The 17,829-nt window shown below is 69.7% G+C and carries 19 protein-coding genes; 16 read left to right on the forward strand and 3 right to left on the reverse strand.

Annotation, left to right across the window (positions count from 1 at the left end):
* Position 1 precedes the first annotated feature (1 nt).
* Entirely contained in the window at positions 2-184 is a 183-nt protein-coding gene (gene hemP, locus QNA08_RS15355; protein ID WP_340322249.1) for a hemin uptake protein HemP, read from the reverse strand.
* 255 nt (positions 185-439) lie between these two features.
* Between hemP and QNA08_RS15360 the strand changes: the two genes are divergently transcribed.
* The 6 genes from QNA08_RS15360 to QNA08_RS15385 all read left to right on the forward strand — a co-directional run bounded on the left by QNA08_RS15360 (position 440) and on the right by QNA08_RS15385 (position 5,543).
* Positions 440-2,557 (forward strand): TonB-dependent hemoglobin/transferrin/lactoferrin family receptor, encoded by a 2,118-nt coding sequence (locus QNA08_RS15360; protein WP_283741603.1) that lies wholly within the window; start codon positions 440-442, stop codon positions 2,555-2,557.
* Positions 2,558-2,634: 77 nt separating this feature from the next.
* The gene (hmuQ, locus tag QNA08_RS15365; protein ID WP_283741604.1) at positions 2,635-2,976 is read left to right on the forward strand and encodes a heme-degrading protein HmuQ; all 342 of its coding nucleotides are present in this window, start codon (positions 2,635-2,637) and stop codon (positions 2,974-2,976) included.
* Between the two features lie 86 nt (positions 2,977-3,062).
* Positions 3,063-3,614: a DUF2478 domain-containing protein gene (locus QNA08_RS15370; RefSeq protein ID WP_283741605.1), complete on the forward strand. Its 552-nt coding sequence runs from the start codon at positions 3,063-3,065 to the stop codon at positions 3,612-3,614.
* A 23-nt stretch (positions 3,615-3,637) separates the two neighbouring features.
* Positions 3,638-4,543, forward strand: a complete 906-nt coding sequence (locus QNA08_RS15375; RefSeq protein WP_283741606.1) for a formate dehydrogenase accessory sulfurtransferase FdhD — start codon at positions 3,638-3,640, stop codon at positions 4,541-4,543.
* Positions 4,536-5,189 (forward strand): molybdenum cofactor guanylyltransferase MobA, encoded by a 654-nt coding sequence (gene mobA / locus QNA08_RS15380; RefSeq protein ID WP_283741607.1) that lies wholly within the window; start codon positions 4,536-4,538, stop codon positions 5,187-5,189. Before QNA08_RS15375 ends, mobA begins: the two co-directional genes overlap by 8 nt.
* A gap of 219 nt (positions 5,190-5,408) precedes the next feature.
* Complete coding sequence (locus QNA08_RS15385; RefSeq protein ID WP_283741608.1) at positions 5,409-5,543, forward strand: hypothetical protein; 135 nt, start codon at positions 5,409-5,411, stop codon at positions 5,541-5,543.
* An 18-nt stretch (positions 5,544-5,561) separates the two neighbouring features.
* On the opposite strand, the gene QNA08_RS15390 is transcribed toward QNA08_RS15385, so the two are convergent.
* Positions 5,562-5,798, reverse strand: coding sequence for a sulfurtransferase TusA family protein (locus QNA08_RS15390; protein ID WP_283741609.1), 237 nt, complete (start codon positions 5,796-5,798; stop codon positions 5,562-5,564).
* A 119-nt stretch (positions 5,799-5,917) separates the two neighbouring features.
* Here QNA08_RS15390 and QNA08_RS15395 point away from each other — a divergent pair, with 119 nt between their 5' ends.
* Entirely contained in the window at positions 5,918-7,219 is a 1,302-nt protein-coding gene (locus QNA08_RS15395; protein ID WP_422679929.1) for a c-type cytochrome, read from the forward strand.
* 256 nt (positions 7,220-7,475) lie between these two features.
* On the opposite strand, the gene QNA08_RS15400 is transcribed toward QNA08_RS15395, so the two are convergent.
* On the reverse strand, positions 7,476-9,518 hold the full coding sequence (locus tag QNA08_RS15400) for a 4Fe-4S binding protein (RefSeq protein WP_283741611.1): 2,043 nt from the start codon (positions 9,516-9,518) through the stop codon (positions 7,476-7,478).
* A 133-nt stretch (positions 9,519-9,651) separates the two neighbouring features.
* Between QNA08_RS15400 and QNA08_RS15405 the strand changes: the two genes are divergently transcribed.
* The 9 genes from QNA08_RS15405 to fdh3B all read left to right on the forward strand — a co-directional run bounded on the left by QNA08_RS15405 (position 9,652) and on the right by fdh3B (position 17,804).
* Complete coding sequence (locus QNA08_RS15405) at positions 9,652-10,398, forward strand: biotin/lipoate--protein ligase family protein (protein WP_283741612.1); 747 nt, start codon at positions 9,652-9,654, stop codon at positions 10,396-10,398.
* A complete protein-coding gene (locus QNA08_RS15410; RefSeq protein WP_422679930.1) occupies positions 10,395-10,937 on the forward strand; it encodes a DUF6505 family protein in 543 nt (180 codons plus the stop codon). Before QNA08_RS15405 ends, QNA08_RS15410 begins: the two co-directional genes overlap by 4 nt.
* A complete protein-coding gene (locus QNA08_RS15415) occupies positions 10,934-11,944 on the forward strand; it encodes a DUF6352 family protein (protein WP_283741614.1) in 1,011 nt (336 codons plus the stop codon). Before QNA08_RS15410 ends, QNA08_RS15415 begins: the two co-directional genes overlap by 4 nt.
* An 11-nt stretch (positions 11,945-11,955) precedes the next feature.
* On the forward strand, positions 11,956-12,471 hold the full coding sequence (locus tag QNA08_RS15420; protein ID WP_283741615.1) for a DUF3305 domain-containing protein: 516 nt from the start codon (positions 11,956-11,958) through the stop codon (positions 12,469-12,471).
* The gene (locus QNA08_RS15425) at positions 12,468-13,178 is read left to right on the forward strand and encodes a DUF3306 domain-containing protein (protein ID WP_283741616.1); all 711 of its coding nucleotides are present in this window, start codon (positions 12,468-12,470) and stop codon (positions 13,176-13,178) included. The genes QNA08_RS15420 and QNA08_RS15425 overlap by 4 nt, the downstream gene beginning before the upstream one ends.
* A 92-nt stretch (positions 13,179-13,270) precedes the next feature.
* Positions 13,271-14,047: a Cro/CI family transcriptional regulator gene (locus tag QNA08_RS15430; protein ID WP_283741617.1), complete on the forward strand. Its 777-nt coding sequence runs from the start codon at positions 13,271-13,273 to the stop codon at positions 14,045-14,047.
* A 30-nt stretch (positions 14,048-14,077) separates the two neighbouring features.
* Positions 14,078-14,275 (forward strand): formate dehydrogenase, encoded by a 198-nt coding sequence (locus tag QNA08_RS15435; protein ID WP_283741618.1) that lies wholly within the window; start codon positions 14,078-14,080, stop codon positions 14,273-14,275.
* An 11-nt stretch (positions 14,276-14,286) separates the two neighbouring features.
* Positions 14,287-17,196 carry a formate dehydrogenase subunit alpha gene (locus tag QNA08_RS15440; protein WP_283741619.1) on the forward strand — a complete coding sequence of 970 codons (2,910 nt, stop codon included), beginning with the start codon at positions 14,287-14,289 and terminating at the stop codon, positions 17,194-17,196.
* An 11-nt stretch (positions 17,197-17,207) separates the two neighbouring features.
* Positions 17,208-17,804: a formate dehydrogenase FDH3 subunit beta gene (fdh3B, locus tag QNA08_RS15445; RefSeq protein ID WP_283741620.1), complete on the forward strand. Its 597-nt coding sequence runs from the start codon at positions 17,208-17,210 to the stop codon at positions 17,802-17,804.
* Positions 17,805-17,829: the final 25 nt, after the last annotated feature.

Raw genomic sequence — 17,829 nt, forward strand, 5'->3', positions numbered from 1 at the left:
GTCACTTCGTCAGGATCAGCTTGCCCCTGGCCGTGATGCGCAGCCGGTAGCGCTCGTCGTTGTGGATGATGACGAGCTCGCGGCCGCCCTTGAGGAGCTCTTGCACCTCCACGGCCGGCACGGGGGGCGGCCCCGACGTGGGGTCCATGGCCGGTGGGGGGACGGTCGCTCGCTCCGCAGTCATAACAGTTGTCCAGTTTGGAGTATTTCGAATTGTGCTTATTCTCTCGCCTCCAGCAGTCATTCTTGTTTAGAACAATGAAAAACTGCCGTTCCGACAAGATGATTGACGTAATTAGGTTGTTTAACTAGGAAACGCAAACCGGCCGTCGGAGGATTGCGACGGCCGCCTTTGCGCCAGCCAGCCAGCGGTCTCGACGCCTCGACCTGCCAGCCAGCCAGCCCGACCCAGTTCGACACCATCGGGGGCTTGAGACTGATGAGCGTGACCGCTCGCGCGATGCTGCTCGCCACAGCGTCCATTTTCGCCATTTCAGCGGCCGAGGCGGAGCCGGACATTGTTCTCGACACGGTCACCGTCACCGCGACGAAAACCGAGGAGAAGGTCATCGACACGCTCGCCGGGGCGAGCACGGTGACGCGGGAGGACATCGACCGGTTCCAGGCCTCGCGCGTGTCGGACGTGCTGCGCAGCGTGCCCGGCGTCACCGTCCAGCAGAATTTTAGCGACCCCGCCCAGGCGGTCAACATCCGCGGCCTGCAGGACTTCGGCCGCGTCAATGTCCTCGTCGATGGTGCGCGCCAGAACTTCCAGACGTCGGGCCACAACGCCAATGGCGTCTTCTATCTCGACCCCGAGTTCATCGGCGGCGTCGACGTGGTGCGCGGCCCGGTGTCGACCATCTACGGCTCGGGTGCCATCGGCGGCGTCGTGGCCTTCCGCACGCGCACGATCGACGACATCCTGGCCGAGGACGAGAAGTTCGGCGGCGCGCAGAAGGTGGGCGTCGGCACCAATGGCGCGGGCTTCGTCAACAGCACGGCGCTCGGCGCGCGACTCGGCACGGCGGCTGACATCTTCGGCCAGTTCGTCTACCGCAACACCAACACCTACAAGGACGGCGCCGGCGCCAAGGTGCCGGACAGCGGCAACGAACTCGTCGGCGGCCTGGTGAAGTTCAACGTCCGCCCGGCGGACGGCCACGAGATCAGCGCTTCGGCGCAGGTGCAGGACTATCAGTTCACGAACAACGGTTCGAGCGGCAGCCCCACCGGCACGCGCCTCTCCCACGACGTGGCGACCGGCAACTACACGCTCGGCTATCGCTTCCAGTGGCCGGACGTGCCGTGGCTCGACCTGTCGCTGAAGACCTACTATTCGACGACGAACGACGACCAGACCGTGCTGCGTCCGAGCACGACCTATTCGGCGCTCGGCGTACGGCCTGGCGCCAAGCTGAGGTTCGACATCGAGACCTACGGCTTCGACGTCAGCAACACGGCGCGCTTCGACGCCCTCGGGCTCAATCATGCCTTCACCTTCGGCGCCGACGGCGTGCGCGACAACGTCGACACCGTCGATGCGGCGGGCGGCTACGGCTCGGCCCTGACCCCGTCGGGAACGCGGCGCCTCACCGGCGGCTTCGTCCAGGACGAGCTGCGCTACAGCAACTGGCTGCGTGTCATCGGCGCCCTGCGCTTCGACGACTACAAGCTGGAGGGCGGCGGCAACGAGTCGAGCGGCAATCGCCTGTCGCCGAAGATCACCCTCGGCGTCACGCCCATCCAGGGCATCGAGCTCTATGCGACCTATGCCGAGGGTTACCGCGCCCCGGCCATCACCGAGACGCTGGTGAACGGGCTGCATCCGTTCCCCGCCTTCGCCATCCAGCCCAATCCCAACCTGCGGCCGGAGGTGGCGCACAACATCGAAGGCGGTGTGAACATCAAGTACGACAACGTGTTCAAGGACGGCGACGCTTTCCGCGCCAAGGCGACGGCCTTCGTCAACACGGTCGACGACTACATCGACATCGTCAGCGTCGGCACGGGCATCCCGGTCTTCGGCCCCGGCATGAACCCGGGCTCGATCATTCCGCCGGTCGCCTGGCCCGCCTATTGCCGGAGACGGCCGGCCGCCTGCGTCTTCAACCAGCAGTACCAGAACATCGCCGAGGCCCGCCTCTCGGGTGTCGAGCTCGAGGCGACCTACGACTGGGGCGGCGGCTTCTTCACCCTCGCCGGCGCGCATATCGAGGGCAAGAACAAGGCGACCGACCAGGCGCTGGTCAGCGTCCCGCCGAACCGCATCGCCGGCACGCTCGGCCTGCGCCTTCTCGACGACAGGCTGACGCTCGGCACGCGCGTCACGCTCGTCGACAGCAAGACCGACCTGCCGTCCACGAGCGCGATCAAGGCCAGCAAGGCCTACGGCCTCGTCGACCTCTTCGCGTCCTACGAGTACAGCGACACGGTTCGCGGCGACTTCGTCATCGAGAACCTCTTCGACAAGCAGTACGTCCAGTATCGCGACGGGGCCGCAAGCCCTGGCCTCACCGCCAAGCTCGGCCTCACCGTGAAGTTCGCGTCGAAGTGAGGCGGACGGCGGGAGCGCCGCCGATCATGATCGGCGGGAACGTGTCATCATCTGGAACTTGCAAGGAGACTCAATCGATGTTCATCGCCATGAACCGCTTCAAGGTGCCGTTCGGCTCCGAGGAGGCTTTCGAGAAGGTTTGGCTGTCGCGCGACGTCTATATCCACACCGTTCCGGGCTTCGTGGAGTTTCATCTCCTGCGCGGTCCGCGCAACGACGACCATGTGCTCTATTCCTCGCATACGGTCTGGCGCTCGAAGGCCGATTTCGAGGCCTGGACGAAGTCCGAAGCCTTCCGCGCCGCGCACCGGGGCGCCGGCGAGGGCAAGCCGCTGTTCATCGGCCACCCGCAGTTCGAGGGCTTCGAGGTGATCCAGACGGTGACGCTCGACGGTGAGAAGATCGAGGCCGCGGCCTGAGGAAGGAATGGCTGCTTGCGGCAGCCGGCCGTCTTTGTCGCTCCGGGCGCCATGCTCTAGCATGGCCCTCAACCTCGGGAGTCGACATGACGCACGATCCTGGCACGGACCAGGCGCCCGCACCGGTCGCCGCCGTCCTCTATGATCCGCGCCGGCCGGTGGACGATCTTCTCGTCGCGCTGGCCGGGCGCCTCAAGGCACGGGGGCTGCGCCTCGGCGGCCTCGTGCAGCACAACGGGGCGACGGCAGGGCCGTTCTGCGCCGCCATGGACGTGGAGGATCTCGCCACGGGCCGCCTGATCGCCATCTCGCAGGACCGCGGGCCCGGCGCCAGGGGCTGCCGGCTCGATCCCCGCGGCCTCGCCGAGGCGGGCGCGCTCGCGGGCGCGGCCATCGCCGGCGGCGTCGACCTCGTCATCTTCAACAAGTTCGGCAAGGCCGAGGCCGAGGGGCGGGGCGTGCGCGCCGAATTCGCCCAGGCGCTCACCGGGGGTATCCCCACCTTGACCTCGGTCGGCGAAGCGGTGCTGCCGGCCTGGAACGACTTCGTGGGCGGGGCGTGGGAGTCCCTCGACGCCTCCCTGGAGGCGCTGGAGGGCTGGTGCTTCGCTCAGGTTGCCGCAAGGGCGCCGGCGTGAGCGCCGCGCGGACGGAGGCGGCCATGTCCGCCGTGGATGCAGACAGCCTCACCTTCCTCGACGACTATCTGGTGCGGCCCGATCCGCTCGATCCGCGCCTGAGCCGGGCGGTGGCGGGCGTCGACCACACCGGGCAGCGAACCGAGACGCGCGTCGTCGTCGAGCGGGCGCTGACGCTCTACCTCAATGCGCGCGAGATCGTCACCATGATGACGATCGGCGACCATCCCGATTATCTGGCGCTCGGCTATCTCCTCAACCAGAACATGCTGCGCCCGGACGACGTCGTGACCGACGTCGAGTTCGATCCGGAGCTCGACGTGGTCGTGGTGCGCACGGAGCGGCAGACCGACTACGAGGAGAAGCTGCGCAAGAAGACGCTCACCTCCGGCTGCGCTCAGGGCACGGCCTTCGGCGACCTGATGGACGTCATCGACCAGGCCGAGCTGCCGCAGGCCGAGCTGCGCACCTCCTGGCTCTATGCGTTGACGCACAAGATCAACACGACGCCCTCGCTCTATCTCGAGGCGGGTGCCATCCACGGCTGCGTGCTGTGCGAGAGGGACCGCCCCCTCGTCTATATGGAGGACGTCGGCCGCCACAACGCCGTCGACAAGATCGCCGGTTACATGTTCCGCCACGGCATGCCGGGCAGTGACAAGATCTTCTACACCACCGGCCGGCTCACCTCCGAGATGGTCATCAAGACGGTGCGCATGGGCATTCCCGTGCTGGTCTCGCGCTCCGGCTTCACGGCCTGGGGCGTGGAGCTCGCCCGCAAGGCGGGCCTGACGCTCATCGGCCGCGCCCGCGGCAAGCGTTTCGTCGCCCTGTCCGGGGTCGAGCGCATCGTCTTCGACCAGGACCTCGCCTATGTCGAGGAGGAGGCGATGAAGCATCGGCGCAAGGGAGCGACCTTCGATGACTGAGGCCCACCCGCCAACGCTCGGCCTGCTGCTCGCCGGGGGGCTTGCCCGCCGCATGGGCGGGGGCGACAAGCCGCTGCGCACGATCGGCGGCCGGCCCATCCTCACCCATGTCGTCGCGCGCGCCGCACCGCAGTGCGACGGATTGCTGCTCAATGCCAACGGCGATCCGGCACGCTTTGCGGCCTACGGCCTGCCCGTCGTGGCCGACGACGTCCCGGATTTCGCCGGGCCCCTCGCGGGCATCCTCGCCGGGCTCGACTGGGCCGCGCGCCAACGGCCGGGCATCGACTGGGTGGTCAGCATCGCCGCCGACACCCCCTTCCTGCCGTCCGACCTCGTCGCCCGCCTGCATGGCCGGCGCGAGGCCGAGGGGGCGGAGCTCGCCTGCGCCGCTTCGGGCGGCCGCACGCATCCCGTCATCGGCCTGTGGCCGGTCGCCCTGCGGGCCGACCTGCGGCGGGCGCTGGTCGAAGCGGGCGAGCGCAAGATCGACCGTTTCACGGGCCGCTACCGCACGGCGATCGCGGAATGGCCGGTTCGGCCCTATGATCCGTTCTTCAACGCCAACGCGCCCGATGATCTCGCCGCGGCCGAGCGGATTGCGGCGTCCCTTCAGCAGCCCGAGCCTGCTCGCGCGCATCCGTAGCAAGGACGGCGCGGCTCGCGCGGCCTGTGGCTGCCGGGTTCGAGGAGGGCCTCGCTCACAATGATTCAGCCGCAAGGTCCTTTCGGACGGCGATGACTTTCGCTTGAATCGATGCGAAATCACGGCGTGCGATTCGCCCGAGCCGGAGCGGCACATGCGCAGGGCAGGTTCCCGCGCGGCCCGCTCTGCCCTCGCGATCACGCCCGGAGGACTGGGGACATGCGTGCATTCGTTCTGGCTCTCATCGCCGCCTTCGTCGTCGCCCTCGGCGCGTCCTACGTACTCTCCCGCTTCCAGGAGCCGGCCTCCGTCGCCTTCTCCACGAGCGGCGTGCGGCTCAGCGACGTCAACTGACCGGCCGTGGCCCCAGGCTCAGGCCGGCGGCCTGACCTTGCGGATGCCGAAGACGAGCACGTTGTCGCGCCGCTCCTGCATCTCGAGGACGTCACCCGTCTCGCGCACGAGGTTCGGGATGTCGATCGCCGCCATGGGATCCGTGCATTCGACCACGAGGATGTCGCCGGGCGCCACGCTCCGGAGCGCCTTGCGCGTGCGCAGCGCGGGCAGGGGACATTTCAGGCCGCGCAGGTTGAGAACGGTGTCGGTCATCGTATCGTAGGCTGGGAACCGGGGCCCGGGGGCGAAACGCGGCGGACTATGCCCGCCCGCAGGCACGGCGGCAACCGGGCGCGGCGTGGCGGCCGCGCGGCGGCCCGTGGCCGCGGAGGATGAGCTTCATCGTGCGTCTGCCCTGCGCATCCCTTCCGTTCCTCGCCGCGGGCCTCGCGCTTGGCCTCGCCGGCGCCGCGGCGCAGGACCTGCGTGGCCACGGCGGGCCGGTTCGTGCCATCGCCGTGGCCCCGGATGGGCGCGCGGCCATGACCGGCAGCTTCGACCAGTCTGCCATCCTGTGGCGGCTCGATACGGGCGCGGCCCTGGCCGTGCTCCGCGTCCACGACGGCGCGGTCAATGCCGTCGCGGCGCTCGGGGAGGGAGTCTTTGCCACCGGCGGGGAGGACAGCCGCATCGCCATCTGGCGCGGCACGGCGGCGACGCCCGAGCGGGTCCTGACAGGGCACGGCGGGCCGGTCGCGGCCCTTGCCGTCTCGCCTGACGGGCGGCTGCTCGCCTCCGCCGCCTGGGACGGGACCGTCCGCCTGTGGCCGCTGGACGGGGGGCCGGGCCGCGTCCTCGAGGGTCATCGTGGCAACGTCAATGGCGTCGCGGTCACTCGCGACGGGACGGTGGTCAGCGCGGGCTACGACGCGACGCTCCGTATCTGGTCGAGGGATGGCACGCCCGTCGTCGCCACCTTGCCGGCGCCGCTCAACGCCGTGCTCGTGGCGCCAGACGGAGAGATCCTTGCCGCGGGCGCCGACGGGCAACTGCACATCCTTTCCGCCGGCGGACAGCCGCTCGCCGAAGCGCCGGTCGGCCAGGCGCCGGCCGTCGCCCTCGCGCTGTCGCCGGACGGAGCGACGGTCGCGGCGAGCGGGCTCCATGGCGACGTCGCCCTCGTCGACCGCAAGGCGCGGCGGGTGAGGACCGTCCTCGCCGGTGGCAGCCTGCCGGTGTGGTCGCTCGCCTTCTCGCCCGACGGGCGCGAGCTCCTGGCGGGCGGGGCCGACCGCGTGGTGCGCCGCTGGAATGCAGCAAGCGGGGCTCGTCTCGGCACGACGGCTTCAACGCTGGGCGAGGATCCGCTCGCGGCCTTCGCCGGCGACCGCGGCGCGGAGCTGTTTCGTGCCTGCGCCGCCTGCCACACCCTGACCCCCGACGGCGGCAACCGCGCCGGCCCGTCGCTCTACGGCCTCTTCGGCCGCCGCATCGCCGGCCTTCCGGGCTACGCCTATTCCGAAGGGCTGAAGAAGCTCGACATCGTCTGGACGCACGAGACGGTGGCGCGCCTGTTCGAGATCGGCCCGAGCCTCTACACGCCGGGCACGAAGATGCCGGAGCAGAAGGTGACCGATCCGAAGGACCGCGAGGCGCTGGTGACCTTCCTGGAGAAGGCAACCGCGCCACGGTGAGGGCGGGTGAGAACGACGGGAGCGCCTCTCTCCCCCCGTCCTCTCATTCCGGGGCCGCCCGCAGGGCGGAGCCCGGAATCCAGAACCGATACCGGTCATCGAGAGGGCGCGACGACCAAGTCCGCGGATGGCCAGGTGTGCGGCTATATTGAGACCGGGCATCGGTTCTCGATTCCGGGCTCGTCGCTGACGCGGCGCCTCGGAATGAGAGGGAGGATTGCATTCGACGAAGCCTGCCCGGCTCACGGCGACGGGATCAGGCGAGCGGGTCCTTGCCATTTGCCGCGTCGCGCTCGCGCAGATAGTCCTCGCTCATGCGCGGCTTCGGCCGCTCGGTTGCGCCGTGCGGGTCGAAGCCCTCGTTGACCACGGCCTCGACGCGGCAGTCGTCGCACATCTTCACCACCGCGATGCGCCGCGCGTTCTCCCCGGCGAACATCCAGTGCTTGCCCTCCAGCCTGGCGACGATCCGCTCGATGGTGGACCGCGTACCGAAGGGTTTGCCGCAGCTGATGCAGTGGAAGGGCTCCTCCTCCTTCACCACCTTCGGCGGCGCGCCCCAGGCCCCAAAGTCGATGCGCGGTTCGAGCGAGATGACCTTCTCCGGGCAGGTGGCCTGGCACAGGCCGCATTGCACGCAGCGGTCCTCGGAAAAGCGTAGCGTCGGCCGGTCGGGGTCGTCCGACAGCGCGCCCGTCGGGCAGGCGGAGACGCAGGCGAGGCAGAGCGTGCAGCCCTCCGTGTCGACATGCACCGTGCCGAAGGGCGCGCGCTCGGGCATCGGCACCACGTCCACGGGCGTCGGCGCGGCGCGGTGCAGCTCGCGCATGGTGAGGCTGAGGAGTTCCCGCCCGCTGCCGAGCGGCAGGAAGCGCGCCGGCTCGGTGGGCGGCGTGCCCGGCTTGACGGCCGCGAGCGCCGCGGCGAGGCCGTCCGGATCGTCCGTCTCGATGGTGGCGGCGAGGCCCTCGCCGAAGCCGAGCGGCCGCAGCACCGCATTGGCGTAGTCGATCGTGCGGTAAAGGCCGGTGAGATCGTGCTTCGGTCGTGCACGCGTGAGGAAGCGCACGGCCGCCGCGCCACAGGCCATGGCGGCCGCCACCACGTCGAGGCCGACCTGCGTCACCTCGTTCACCGCCACGGGCAGCACGTTCGCCGGCAGCCCGTCGCCGAAGCGCGCGAGCGCGTCGATCAGCGGTTCACCGTGGTCGGCGTCGTGGAGGAGGAGCACCGGCGTCCTTCCACCCGTCTCCGCATAGGCCACGAGCATGGCCCGCAGGCGGGCGAGGAGGGAGCCCGCGGGCGGCAGGGCATAGGTCGCCGCACCCGTCGGGCACACGGCGGCGCAGGCGCCGCAGCCGGCGCAGACGGCCGGGTCGATGGCCACGTGATCGCCGGCCGGCGTGATCGCCCCGGTCGGGCAGAGATCGAGGCAGCGCGTGCAGCCCGTCTTGCGCGAGCGGGAATGGGCGCAGAGCGCCGCGTCGAAGGCGACGTAGCGCGGTTTGTCGAACTCGCCGACGAGCTGGGAGGCCTCGAAGGCCAGGCGCTCGACCGCCGCCCGGTCGCCCGGATCGGCACGCAGATAGCCCGGCCGCAGGTCGTGCGCGGGAAAGAGCGGCACGCCGCCCGAGACGTCGATGACGATGTCGCAGCGCGAGACGGTGCCGTTGCGCTCCGGCCCGAAGGCGAGGCCGGCGCGCGAGGAGGGGGCGGGCTGGGCGAAGCCGTCGACCGTCAGCTCGAAGGCGCCGAGATGGCCCTTGGCCGTCTTGATCGTGCCCTTGAGCACGGGAAAGTCCGTCCGCCGCGGCGGCACGATCTCGCCCGGCCGCGTCAGGAGCACGGTCACGTCGAGCACGTCGGCGAGACGATGGGCGAGGTCGATGGCGGTTGCGTCCCGCCCGTAAACGAGCGCGACGCCTTCGCTCTTCAGCGACACCATCGGCGTGTCGGGCATGTCGAGTGCAGCGGCGGCGAGGAGCGCCGCCATCTTCGGCCCGGCGGCCCGGGCCTCGGCCGACCAGCCGCCGGTCTCGCGCAGGTTGGCGAAGGTAAGCGGCGCGGCGAAACCCGATTCGCCCGCCACCTCCTCGAAGAGCGGAGCCTCCTGCGTGCAGCCGACGACGAGCGGCCCGGCTTCCGCGAGCGCCGCCCTGAACAGGTCGAGCTGACTGCGGCAGAGCTGGCGGCAGGTGCGCAGCCCCGAATCGGGGAGGCCGCGCCGGATCGTCTCCGCATCGAGCGGCATGGTGTCTTCGCAGGAACAGGCGAACACCCTTGGCTTCTCGCCGGCCATCCACGTCTCCTCGGACGGATCTTCTTGGGCGGCGCCGTCGGCCGGCGCCTTCCGCTCATTCGACGGCAACAGTATATAGATTTGGAACAATTCCATATCCTTGGACGAAGCGTCGCGGAAAGGACGGCCCGAAATGCCGGTCGACGTGCGGTCGGTGGGGCGGCGCGAGCTCGATCTGCCACCGCTCTTTTCCCTGCACACCCTGCGGGAATCGGGTGACGCCTTCGCCAGTGCGCAGGCGCTCGCACCCGACCGCGGTGCGGGCACGCTCGTCTGGGCGCGGCGCTTCGACCTCGTGGAATTCGCCGTGGTGCTGGAGCCGGAGGAGCCGCTGGCGCTCGCGCGCCTCGTCCTCTATCCGGCGATGAGCGCGCTTGCCGACGCCATCGCTGTGCATTGCCCCCCGGAGAAGCCGCTCGCCTTCGGCTGGCCGGACGCGCTCCACTTCGACGACGGGCTCGTCGGCGGGGGCCGGCTCGCGTGGCCGGCAGAGGCCCGTGAGGACGAGGCTCCGCCGTGGCTCGTCTTTGGCGTGATGCTGCGCGCCGCTGCCCTCGGTGCGGGCGAGCCGGGCACGTGGCGGATCGGCACGACCCTCGAGGAGACCGGCTTCTTCGAGGGCGTGGATACGGGCGCCATCGTGGAGAGCTTCGCGCGTCACCTCATGGCCAACCTGCACGAATGGCAGGAGGCAGGCGCCAAGGCCGCCGCGCGCCGCTGGCTCGAACGCTTCCCCGGCGAGGAAGGGGCGCAGCACGGCATCGACGCGAACGGTGACCTCATCGTCCGCTGCGACGGGGAGGAGGAGCGGCGCGCGTTCCGCGCGGCGCTGGCAGAGCCCTCGTGGCTCGATCCCGCACGAGGGGAGCCGTGGCTGTGAAGCTGTTGCGCACCATACGGCTCGACCCTTCCGACGCCTTCGTCTTCGAGCGGGCGGCTGAGCCGGGCGAATGGGCGGTTTCGGGCGCCTTCCTGTTCTGGGACCTCGACCCGGCGACATTGCCCGCCAAGGCGCGCGTCGCCTTCCGCTCCGGCATCCTCGGCGTCGCGAGCTTCGCCTGGTCGACGCTTGCCGTCGTCACCGAGGCGACGGGGGCGGACCGCGCCGCGGCCGTCGAGACGCTCGCCCGCCATCTCGTGGAGCGGCTCGGCGCGCCCGACCTTGCAACGGCGCAGGCGGCGGCGGAGGAGGAGGTCGCCTATGCCGAGAGCCTGTGCGACCACCCGCCGGGAACGCTCGTCGCGGTGCAGCGCACGACGGAGAGCGGCGAGATGCGCGAGCGCTTCCGCACCCTGACGCCGCGCGCCGACGCTCCGCGCGACGTCTTCCGCGCATTCGAGTTCTTCGAGGTGGAGGAAGGGCAGGGGCCGGACGAGACGGTCGATCTTCTGTCGCTCACGAAAGAGGGGCGGGCATGAACGATTTCTGGGTGTCTTCCGGCCACCTGCTGCTCGACAGGGATGCGGGCGGCGGCCTCCTGGTGACGGACGAGTTCCTCAAGGCTTACCTGGCGCGGCCGGAACTGATGCCGCCGGAGGAGGCCTGCGCGGCCGAGCGCGCGCTGCATGCGAAACTCATGGCGCGCCCGCAGGCGACGGTCTCGCCCATGGAGATCGCCGCCATCGTCGATGCCGACGCGCGCGAGAACTGGGAGCTGATGCTCGCCTTCCGCGACCGGCTCCTCGCGGCGCCGACGCTGGAGGCGGCCTACGGGCGCCTGATCCGCGACGGGGTCGCGCGCGTGCCGCCGCTGTTTCTCAACCAGCTCGCGCACGTGATCATGCGCAATGCCCTCGACGGCTGCGACGACGCTTTCGTGGCGCGCGCCGGCGAGCTGTTCTACCGTCCCCAGCGCGTCTCGGTGCACGAGGGCAAGGTGCTGCTCGCCGATGCCGAGGTGATCGAGGGGCACGAGATGAACCGGCAGGCCTCGCCGCTCCTCGCCATGCTGGGCGGTCCGGCCGTCTGCGAACTCGACGTGCTGACGCGCGCCAATGCGGATGACTATTGGGGGCGCAGCGACGCGCACGACATGGTGCTCGACCTCGGCGGCGAGCCGGGTGGCCGGGCGGCCATCGCCGGCGCCCTCGAACGCTGGCTGCGGCAGATCCACGGTTTCGACGTCACCGTCGAGGCGGTCGAGCGCATCGAGGACGCCGATTGGCGCTGGTTCGTCGGGCTCGATGCGGAGGCGACGGTGATCGGCAATGCGCTCTGGCGCGGGGAGGCCGTCGACGAGGAGCGCCTGAACCGCGTGCTCGCGCTCTTCCGGCTGACCATGGACCCGGCGGTGCCGGTGCTGCCCCAGGCGGCGGGCCGGCCGGTCTATCTCCTGCTCGCCATGGGGCCGGATCGCATGCTGCGCATGAAGCCGCAGAACCTCGTGACCGGGCTGCCGGTCGCGGAGGCGGCGACGGCAAACTGACGGAGGATCGCATGGCGCAGGAGCGCCTTACCGTCGGTGTCGTGGTGGAGCGGCGCAAGCTCTCGAGCCCCTGGGCCGACCATATCTGGCTGCCGGTCGCCGTCCTGCCCGACGCGCCCGATGTGGCGCCCTGGACGCCGCTCGGCGAGATCGCAACCGCCGACCGCTTCTATGTCGGCGCCTTCGACATCGACCTCTATCGCACGGAGACGGCGAACTACCGCGACAATCTCGCGAGCGGGGAGCCGAAGATCTGGATCGCCGCTCGCGCCGACGAGGGGGGGCATCCCATCCGCATCGCCGGCATCACCGCCGATCCGGCCGAGGGCGAGGCCTTCACCGAGGCGGGTGACGACACGGTGGAGGCGGTGCCCATGCCCCCCGAGATCGCCGCGCGGATCGCGGCCTTCGTCGCCGCGCACCACGTCGAGCGTGTCTTCTTCAAGCGCAAGCGCGACCGGGCCGATCCTGAGGCACTGGGAGCGCGTGTGTCTGGCCCGGGGCGCGCCGAGGGAGAAGAGGAATGACGGGCGACAGCTTCCTGTCCCGCTGGTCGCGCCTCAAGCGCGGAGCGCGCGAGGAGGCCGAACGGCGCGTGCCCGACGTCGCGGTCGAGGAGGCGGCGAAGGCGCCGCCGGCCGAGGCGGAAGCCGAGGTTCCGATTGAGGAGCTGCCGCCCGTCGACACGATCGGCCCCGACACGGATCTCACCGCCTGGCTGAAGCGCAAGGTGCCGGAGAGCTGGAAACAGGCGGCCCTGCGGCGCCTCTGGTCCGCCGATCCGGCCATCCGCGATTTCGTCGGGCCGGCCGACTACGCCTGGGACTGGAACACCCCGGGCGGCATGCCCGGCTACGGGCCGCTTGGGGCCTCCGACGACGTGGAGAAACTCCTCGCCCGGGCGATGGGGCTCGACGAGGGAGCGCTGCAGCCGCTGACCGCTGCGGCCCCGCCGCCGCCCTGCGACGAGCCGTCGCAGGCTGTCGCGGCGCAGGGTGTGGAAGCCCCATTGCAAGCTGTTGCGATGCAGCAAGAAACGGCTTCGCAAGGAGCCGTGGTGCGCAGCGGGGAAGACGCTGGCGGCAGCGAACAGGCCGTGCCGACAGGGGTTGCCGCGCAGGCGCCGGAGGCCGGCGCCGATGATGCATTGCGGGATGAACCCGCTACCCCACCCGCCGCGCGACCGCTGCCGATGCGAGGGCGTCGCCGCGGTGGTAGTGCGATGCCTGTTTAAGTTCGAATTAGAAGCATTGAAAAGCTCGCGGGCTCGCTGATAGGGTCCGCCTATCAGCCCAATTGAGTCGGGCGGACAGGTGCTTATCCGCCATGCGTGATGCGGGACTCGAACGAGCGATTTCGGCTGCCGGCGGCGTGCGCTCGCTGGCCCGTCAGCTGGGCGTGTCGCAGCCGGCGGTCTCGACCTGGAAGAGGGTGCCGGCCGACCGGGTCCTTGCCGTCGAGGCGCTGACCGGCGTCGCCCGGACGACCTTGCGCCCCGATCTCTATCCGCCCGCCGATCCGGCGGGCGGGCTCGATTCGACGGATGCCGCCCGGGCGGCCGAATACGAGCTCATCGGCACCCTCCTCTGGCGCGCTCCCGACGCGGCCGTGCTGACGCGCCTGGCGAAGCTGCGCGGCGACGCGAGCGAGCTCGGCGTCGCGCATCTGGCGCTGGCCGAGGCCGCGGCGCGGACGGACGCGGATGTCGTCGGCCGCGAGTTCTTCGACCTCTTCGTCGGCCTTGGCCGTGGTGAGCTCCTGCCCTACGCCTCGTACTATCTCACCGGTTTCCTGCACGAGCGGCCGCTGGCCAGGCTGCGCGGCGACCTCGCGCTCATCGGCGTCGAGCGCGCCGAGCGCGTGGCGGAGCCCGAGGACCACATCGCGATCCTGTGCGAGGTCATGGCGGGGCTGATCCGCGGCGACTTCGCGGCCGAGGGGATCGACGAGAAGACCTTTTTCACCCGCCATGTCGAGCCGTGGGCGGCGCGCTTCTTTGCCGACCTCGAGACGGCGAGGTTCGCCCGCTTCTACCGTCCGGTCGGCACGATCGGGCGGCTCTTGACGACGATCGAGGCCGAGGCCTTCGCGCTGCCGGCCTGATCTCAAACGGATGCCCGAGGAGGACGAGCGATGTCCGACAAGAAGAAGCCCGAGGGGCTGGACCGCCGTGGATTCCTGCGCGCCATGGGCGCGGGGGCCGCGGTCACCGCGGCCGTTCCCCTGACGGCCACCGAGGCGCAGGCGATGAAGCCGCCGGGCGACGAGGGCAAGGCGCGCTATCGCGAGAGCGAGCACGTCAAGACCTTCTACAAGGTCAACCGCTACTGAGGGAGCCTGCCATGCTGATCAAGCGCAAGGACGCAGACGCCGCGCGTGGCCGCCTGCAGGCTCTCGTGGCAGGGTTCGGCAGCGAGCTCGTCGACCGCCGTTCCTTCCTGCGGAAATCGGGTCTGGCGGCGGGTGCGCTCGCCGCCGTCGGCAGCCTGTCGGTCGGCGCCGTGCGCAGGGCCGAGGCCGGTCCGACGAACTTCGGCCAGCCGATCGAGCGGCGCAAGAACATGTGCACCCACTGTTCGGTGGGCTGCACCGTGATCGCCGAGGTGCAGAACGGCGTCTGGGTGGGGCAGGAGCCTGCCTGGGAAAGCCCGATCAACCGCGGGTCTCATTGCGCCAAGGGCGCGGCCATCCGGGAGCTCGTGCACGGTGACCGCCGCCTCAAGTACCCGATGAAACTGGTCGACGGCCAGTGGCGGCGCATCACCTGGGACCAGGCGATCGAAGAGATCGGCGACAAGCTCATGGAGATCCGCGGCAAGTCCGGCCCGGATTCCGTCTTCTGGCTCGGCTCCGCCAAGTTCTCCAACGAAGGAGCCTATCTCAACCGCAAGCTCGCCGCCTTCTGGGGCACCAACACTTCGGATCATCAGGCGCGCATCTGCCATTCCACCACGGTCGCTGGCGTCGCGAACACGTGGGGCTATGGCGCCATGACCAACAGCTACAACGACATCCGGAACTCCAAGACGCTCATCATCATGGGCGGCAATCCGGCAGAGGCCCATCCGGTGTCGCTGCAGCATCTCCTCGCCGGCAAGGAGATCAACCGGGCGAACTTCATCGTCATCGACCCGCGCTTCACCCGCACGGCGGCCCACGCCACCGAATACGTGCGCCTGCGCCCGGGCACGGACATCCCCGTGCTCTACGGCATGCTCTGGCACATCTTCGAGAACGGCTGGGAAGACAAGGAGTTCATCAAGGCCCGCGTCTATGGCATGGACGAGATCCGCAAGGAGATCGCCAAGTGGACGCCCGACGAGGTCGAGCGCGTCTCCGGCGTGCCCGGTGAGCAGTTGAAGCGCGTCGCGGAGATGTTCGCCAAGCAGAAGCCGGCGACGCTCATCTGGTGCATGGGCCAGACACAGCACACGGTGGGCACGGCGAACGTGCGGGCGAGCTGCGTCCTCCTGCTTGCCACCGGCAATGTCGGCGGCCCCGGCAGCGGCGCCAACATCTTCCGCGGCCATTGCAACGTGCAGGGCGCCACCGACCTCGGCCTCGACGTCACGACCCTGCCGCTCTACTACGGCCTGACCGAGGCGGCCTGGAAGCACTGGTGCCGCGTTTGGGAGGTCGACTACGACTGGATGGTGTCGCGCTTCGCCTCGAAGAAGGCGATGGAGCAGCCCGGCATCCCCTCGACGCGCTGGTTCGACGCCGTCCTCTTGCCGAAGGATCAGGTGGAGCAGCCCGACAACGTGCGCGCCATGGTGGTCTTCGGCCACGGCGGCAACACCGTCACGCGCATGCCGGAGATGGTGAAGGGCCTCGAGAAGCTCGACCTTCTCGTCATCGCCGACCCGCATCCGACGACATTCGCCGCGGTCTCCAACCGCAGGAACGGCACCTATCTCCTGCCCATGTGCACGCAGCTCGAAACGTCGGGCTCGCGCACGGCCTCGAACCGCTCGCTGCAGTGGGGCGAGCAGATCGTCAAGCCGATCTTCGAGTCGAAGGACGACTACGAGGTCATGTACCTCCTGGCGAAGAAGCTCGGCTTCGCCGACAAGATGTTCAGGAACATCAAGGTCGAGGGCAACCGCCCGTCGCCGGAGGACATCCTGCGCGAGATCAACCGCGGCGGCTGGTCCACGGGCTATTCCGGCCAGTCGCCGGAACGCCTGAAGGCGCACATGAAGAACCAGGAGAAGTTCGACCTGGTGACGCTGCGCGCCCCGAAGGACGATCCGGAGGTGGGCGGGGACTACTACGGCCTGCCGTGGCCCTGCTGGGGCTCGCCCGAGATCAGGCATCCGGGCACGCCGATCCTCTACAACACGAACCTGCACGTGAAGGATGGCGGCGGCACCTTCCGGGCCCGCTTCGGCGTGGAGAGGAACGGCGCGACCCTGCTCGCCGAGGGCTCCTATTCGATGGGCTCGGAGCTGAAGGACGGCTATCCCGAGTTCACGCTCGCCGTGCTGAAGAAGCTCGGCTGGGACAAGGACCTGACGGCGGCCGAGCTCGCCATGCTCGAACGCGTCGGCGGCTCGCCCGAGGGCGCCGACAAGGTGTCCTGGGCGACCGACCTGTCGGGCGGCATCATCCGCGTCTGCCTCGAGCACGGCGTCATGCCCTATGGCAACGCCAAGGCACGGGCGGTGGCCTGGAACCTGCCCGATCCGATCCCGACGCATCGCGAGCCGATCTACTCGCCGCGGCCCGATCTCGTTGCGAAGTATCCGACGCTGCCCGACACGCGCGCCTTCCGTGTGCCGAACATCGGCTTCACGGTGCAGAAGGCGGTGGTGGACAAGGGCCTCGCGAAGGAGTTCCCGATCATCCTCACCTCCGGTCGTCTGGTTGAATATGAGGGCGGCGGCGAGGAGACGCGCTCCAACAAGTGGCTGGCCGAGCTGCAGCAGGACATGTTCGTCGAGATCAACACGGCGGACGCGGCCGAGCGCGGCATCAAGGACGGCGCCTGGGTGTGGGTCTACGGCGCCGCCAATGACGCCAGGACCCGCGTCAGGGCGCTGGTGACGGACCGCGTCGGCAAGGGTGTCGCCTTCATGCCCTTCCACTTCTCCGGCTGGTTCATGGGGCAGGACCAGCGCGGCAACTATCCGAAGGGCACCGATCCGATCGTGCTCGGCGAGTCGGTCAACACCCTGACCACCTACGGCTACGACCCCGTCACCTTCATGCAGGAGCCGAAGGCGACGCTCTGCCAGATCCGCGCGGCGTAAGGAGAACAGCAATGGCCCGCGTCAAATTCCTCTGCGACGGCGACCGCTGCATCGAGTGCAACGCCTGCGTCACCGCCTGCAAGAACGAGAACGAGGTGCCGTGGGGCATCAACCGTCGCCGCGTCGTCACGATCAACGACGGCAAGCCCGGCGAGCGCTCGATCTCCATGGCCTGCATGCACTGCACGGATGCGCCCTGCAAGGCGGTGTGCCCGGTCGACTGCTTCTTCACCACGGCTGACGGCGTGGTGCTGCACTCGAAGGATCTGTGCATCGGCTGCGGCTACTGCTTCTACGCCTGCCCCTTCGGCGCGCCGCAGTATCCGCGCGTGGGCAACTTCGGCTCGCGCGGCAAGATGGACAAGTGCACCTACTGCGCCGGCGGGCCCGAGGCCGACCTGACGATGGCTGAGTACGAGAAGTACGGCGCCAACCGTCTGGCCGAGGGCAAGCTGCCACTCTGCGCCGAGATGTGCTCGACCAAGGCGCTGCTCGCCGGCGACGGCGAGATCATCGCGCAGATCTACAAGGAGCGCGTCGTCAAGCGCGGCTACGGCTCCGGCGCGTGGGGCTGGAAGACGGCCTATCGCGAAGGCATCGATGTCTGAGGCTTCGAAGGGCGCTCGCGCCGGG

Origin of the sequence: Chelatococcus albus (genome assembly GCF_030067675.1) — a bacterium.
In the GTDB taxonomy this organism is placed as follows: Bacteria; Pseudomonadota; Alphaproteobacteria; order Rhizobiales; family Beijerinckiaceae; genus Chelatococcus_A; species Chelatococcus_A albus.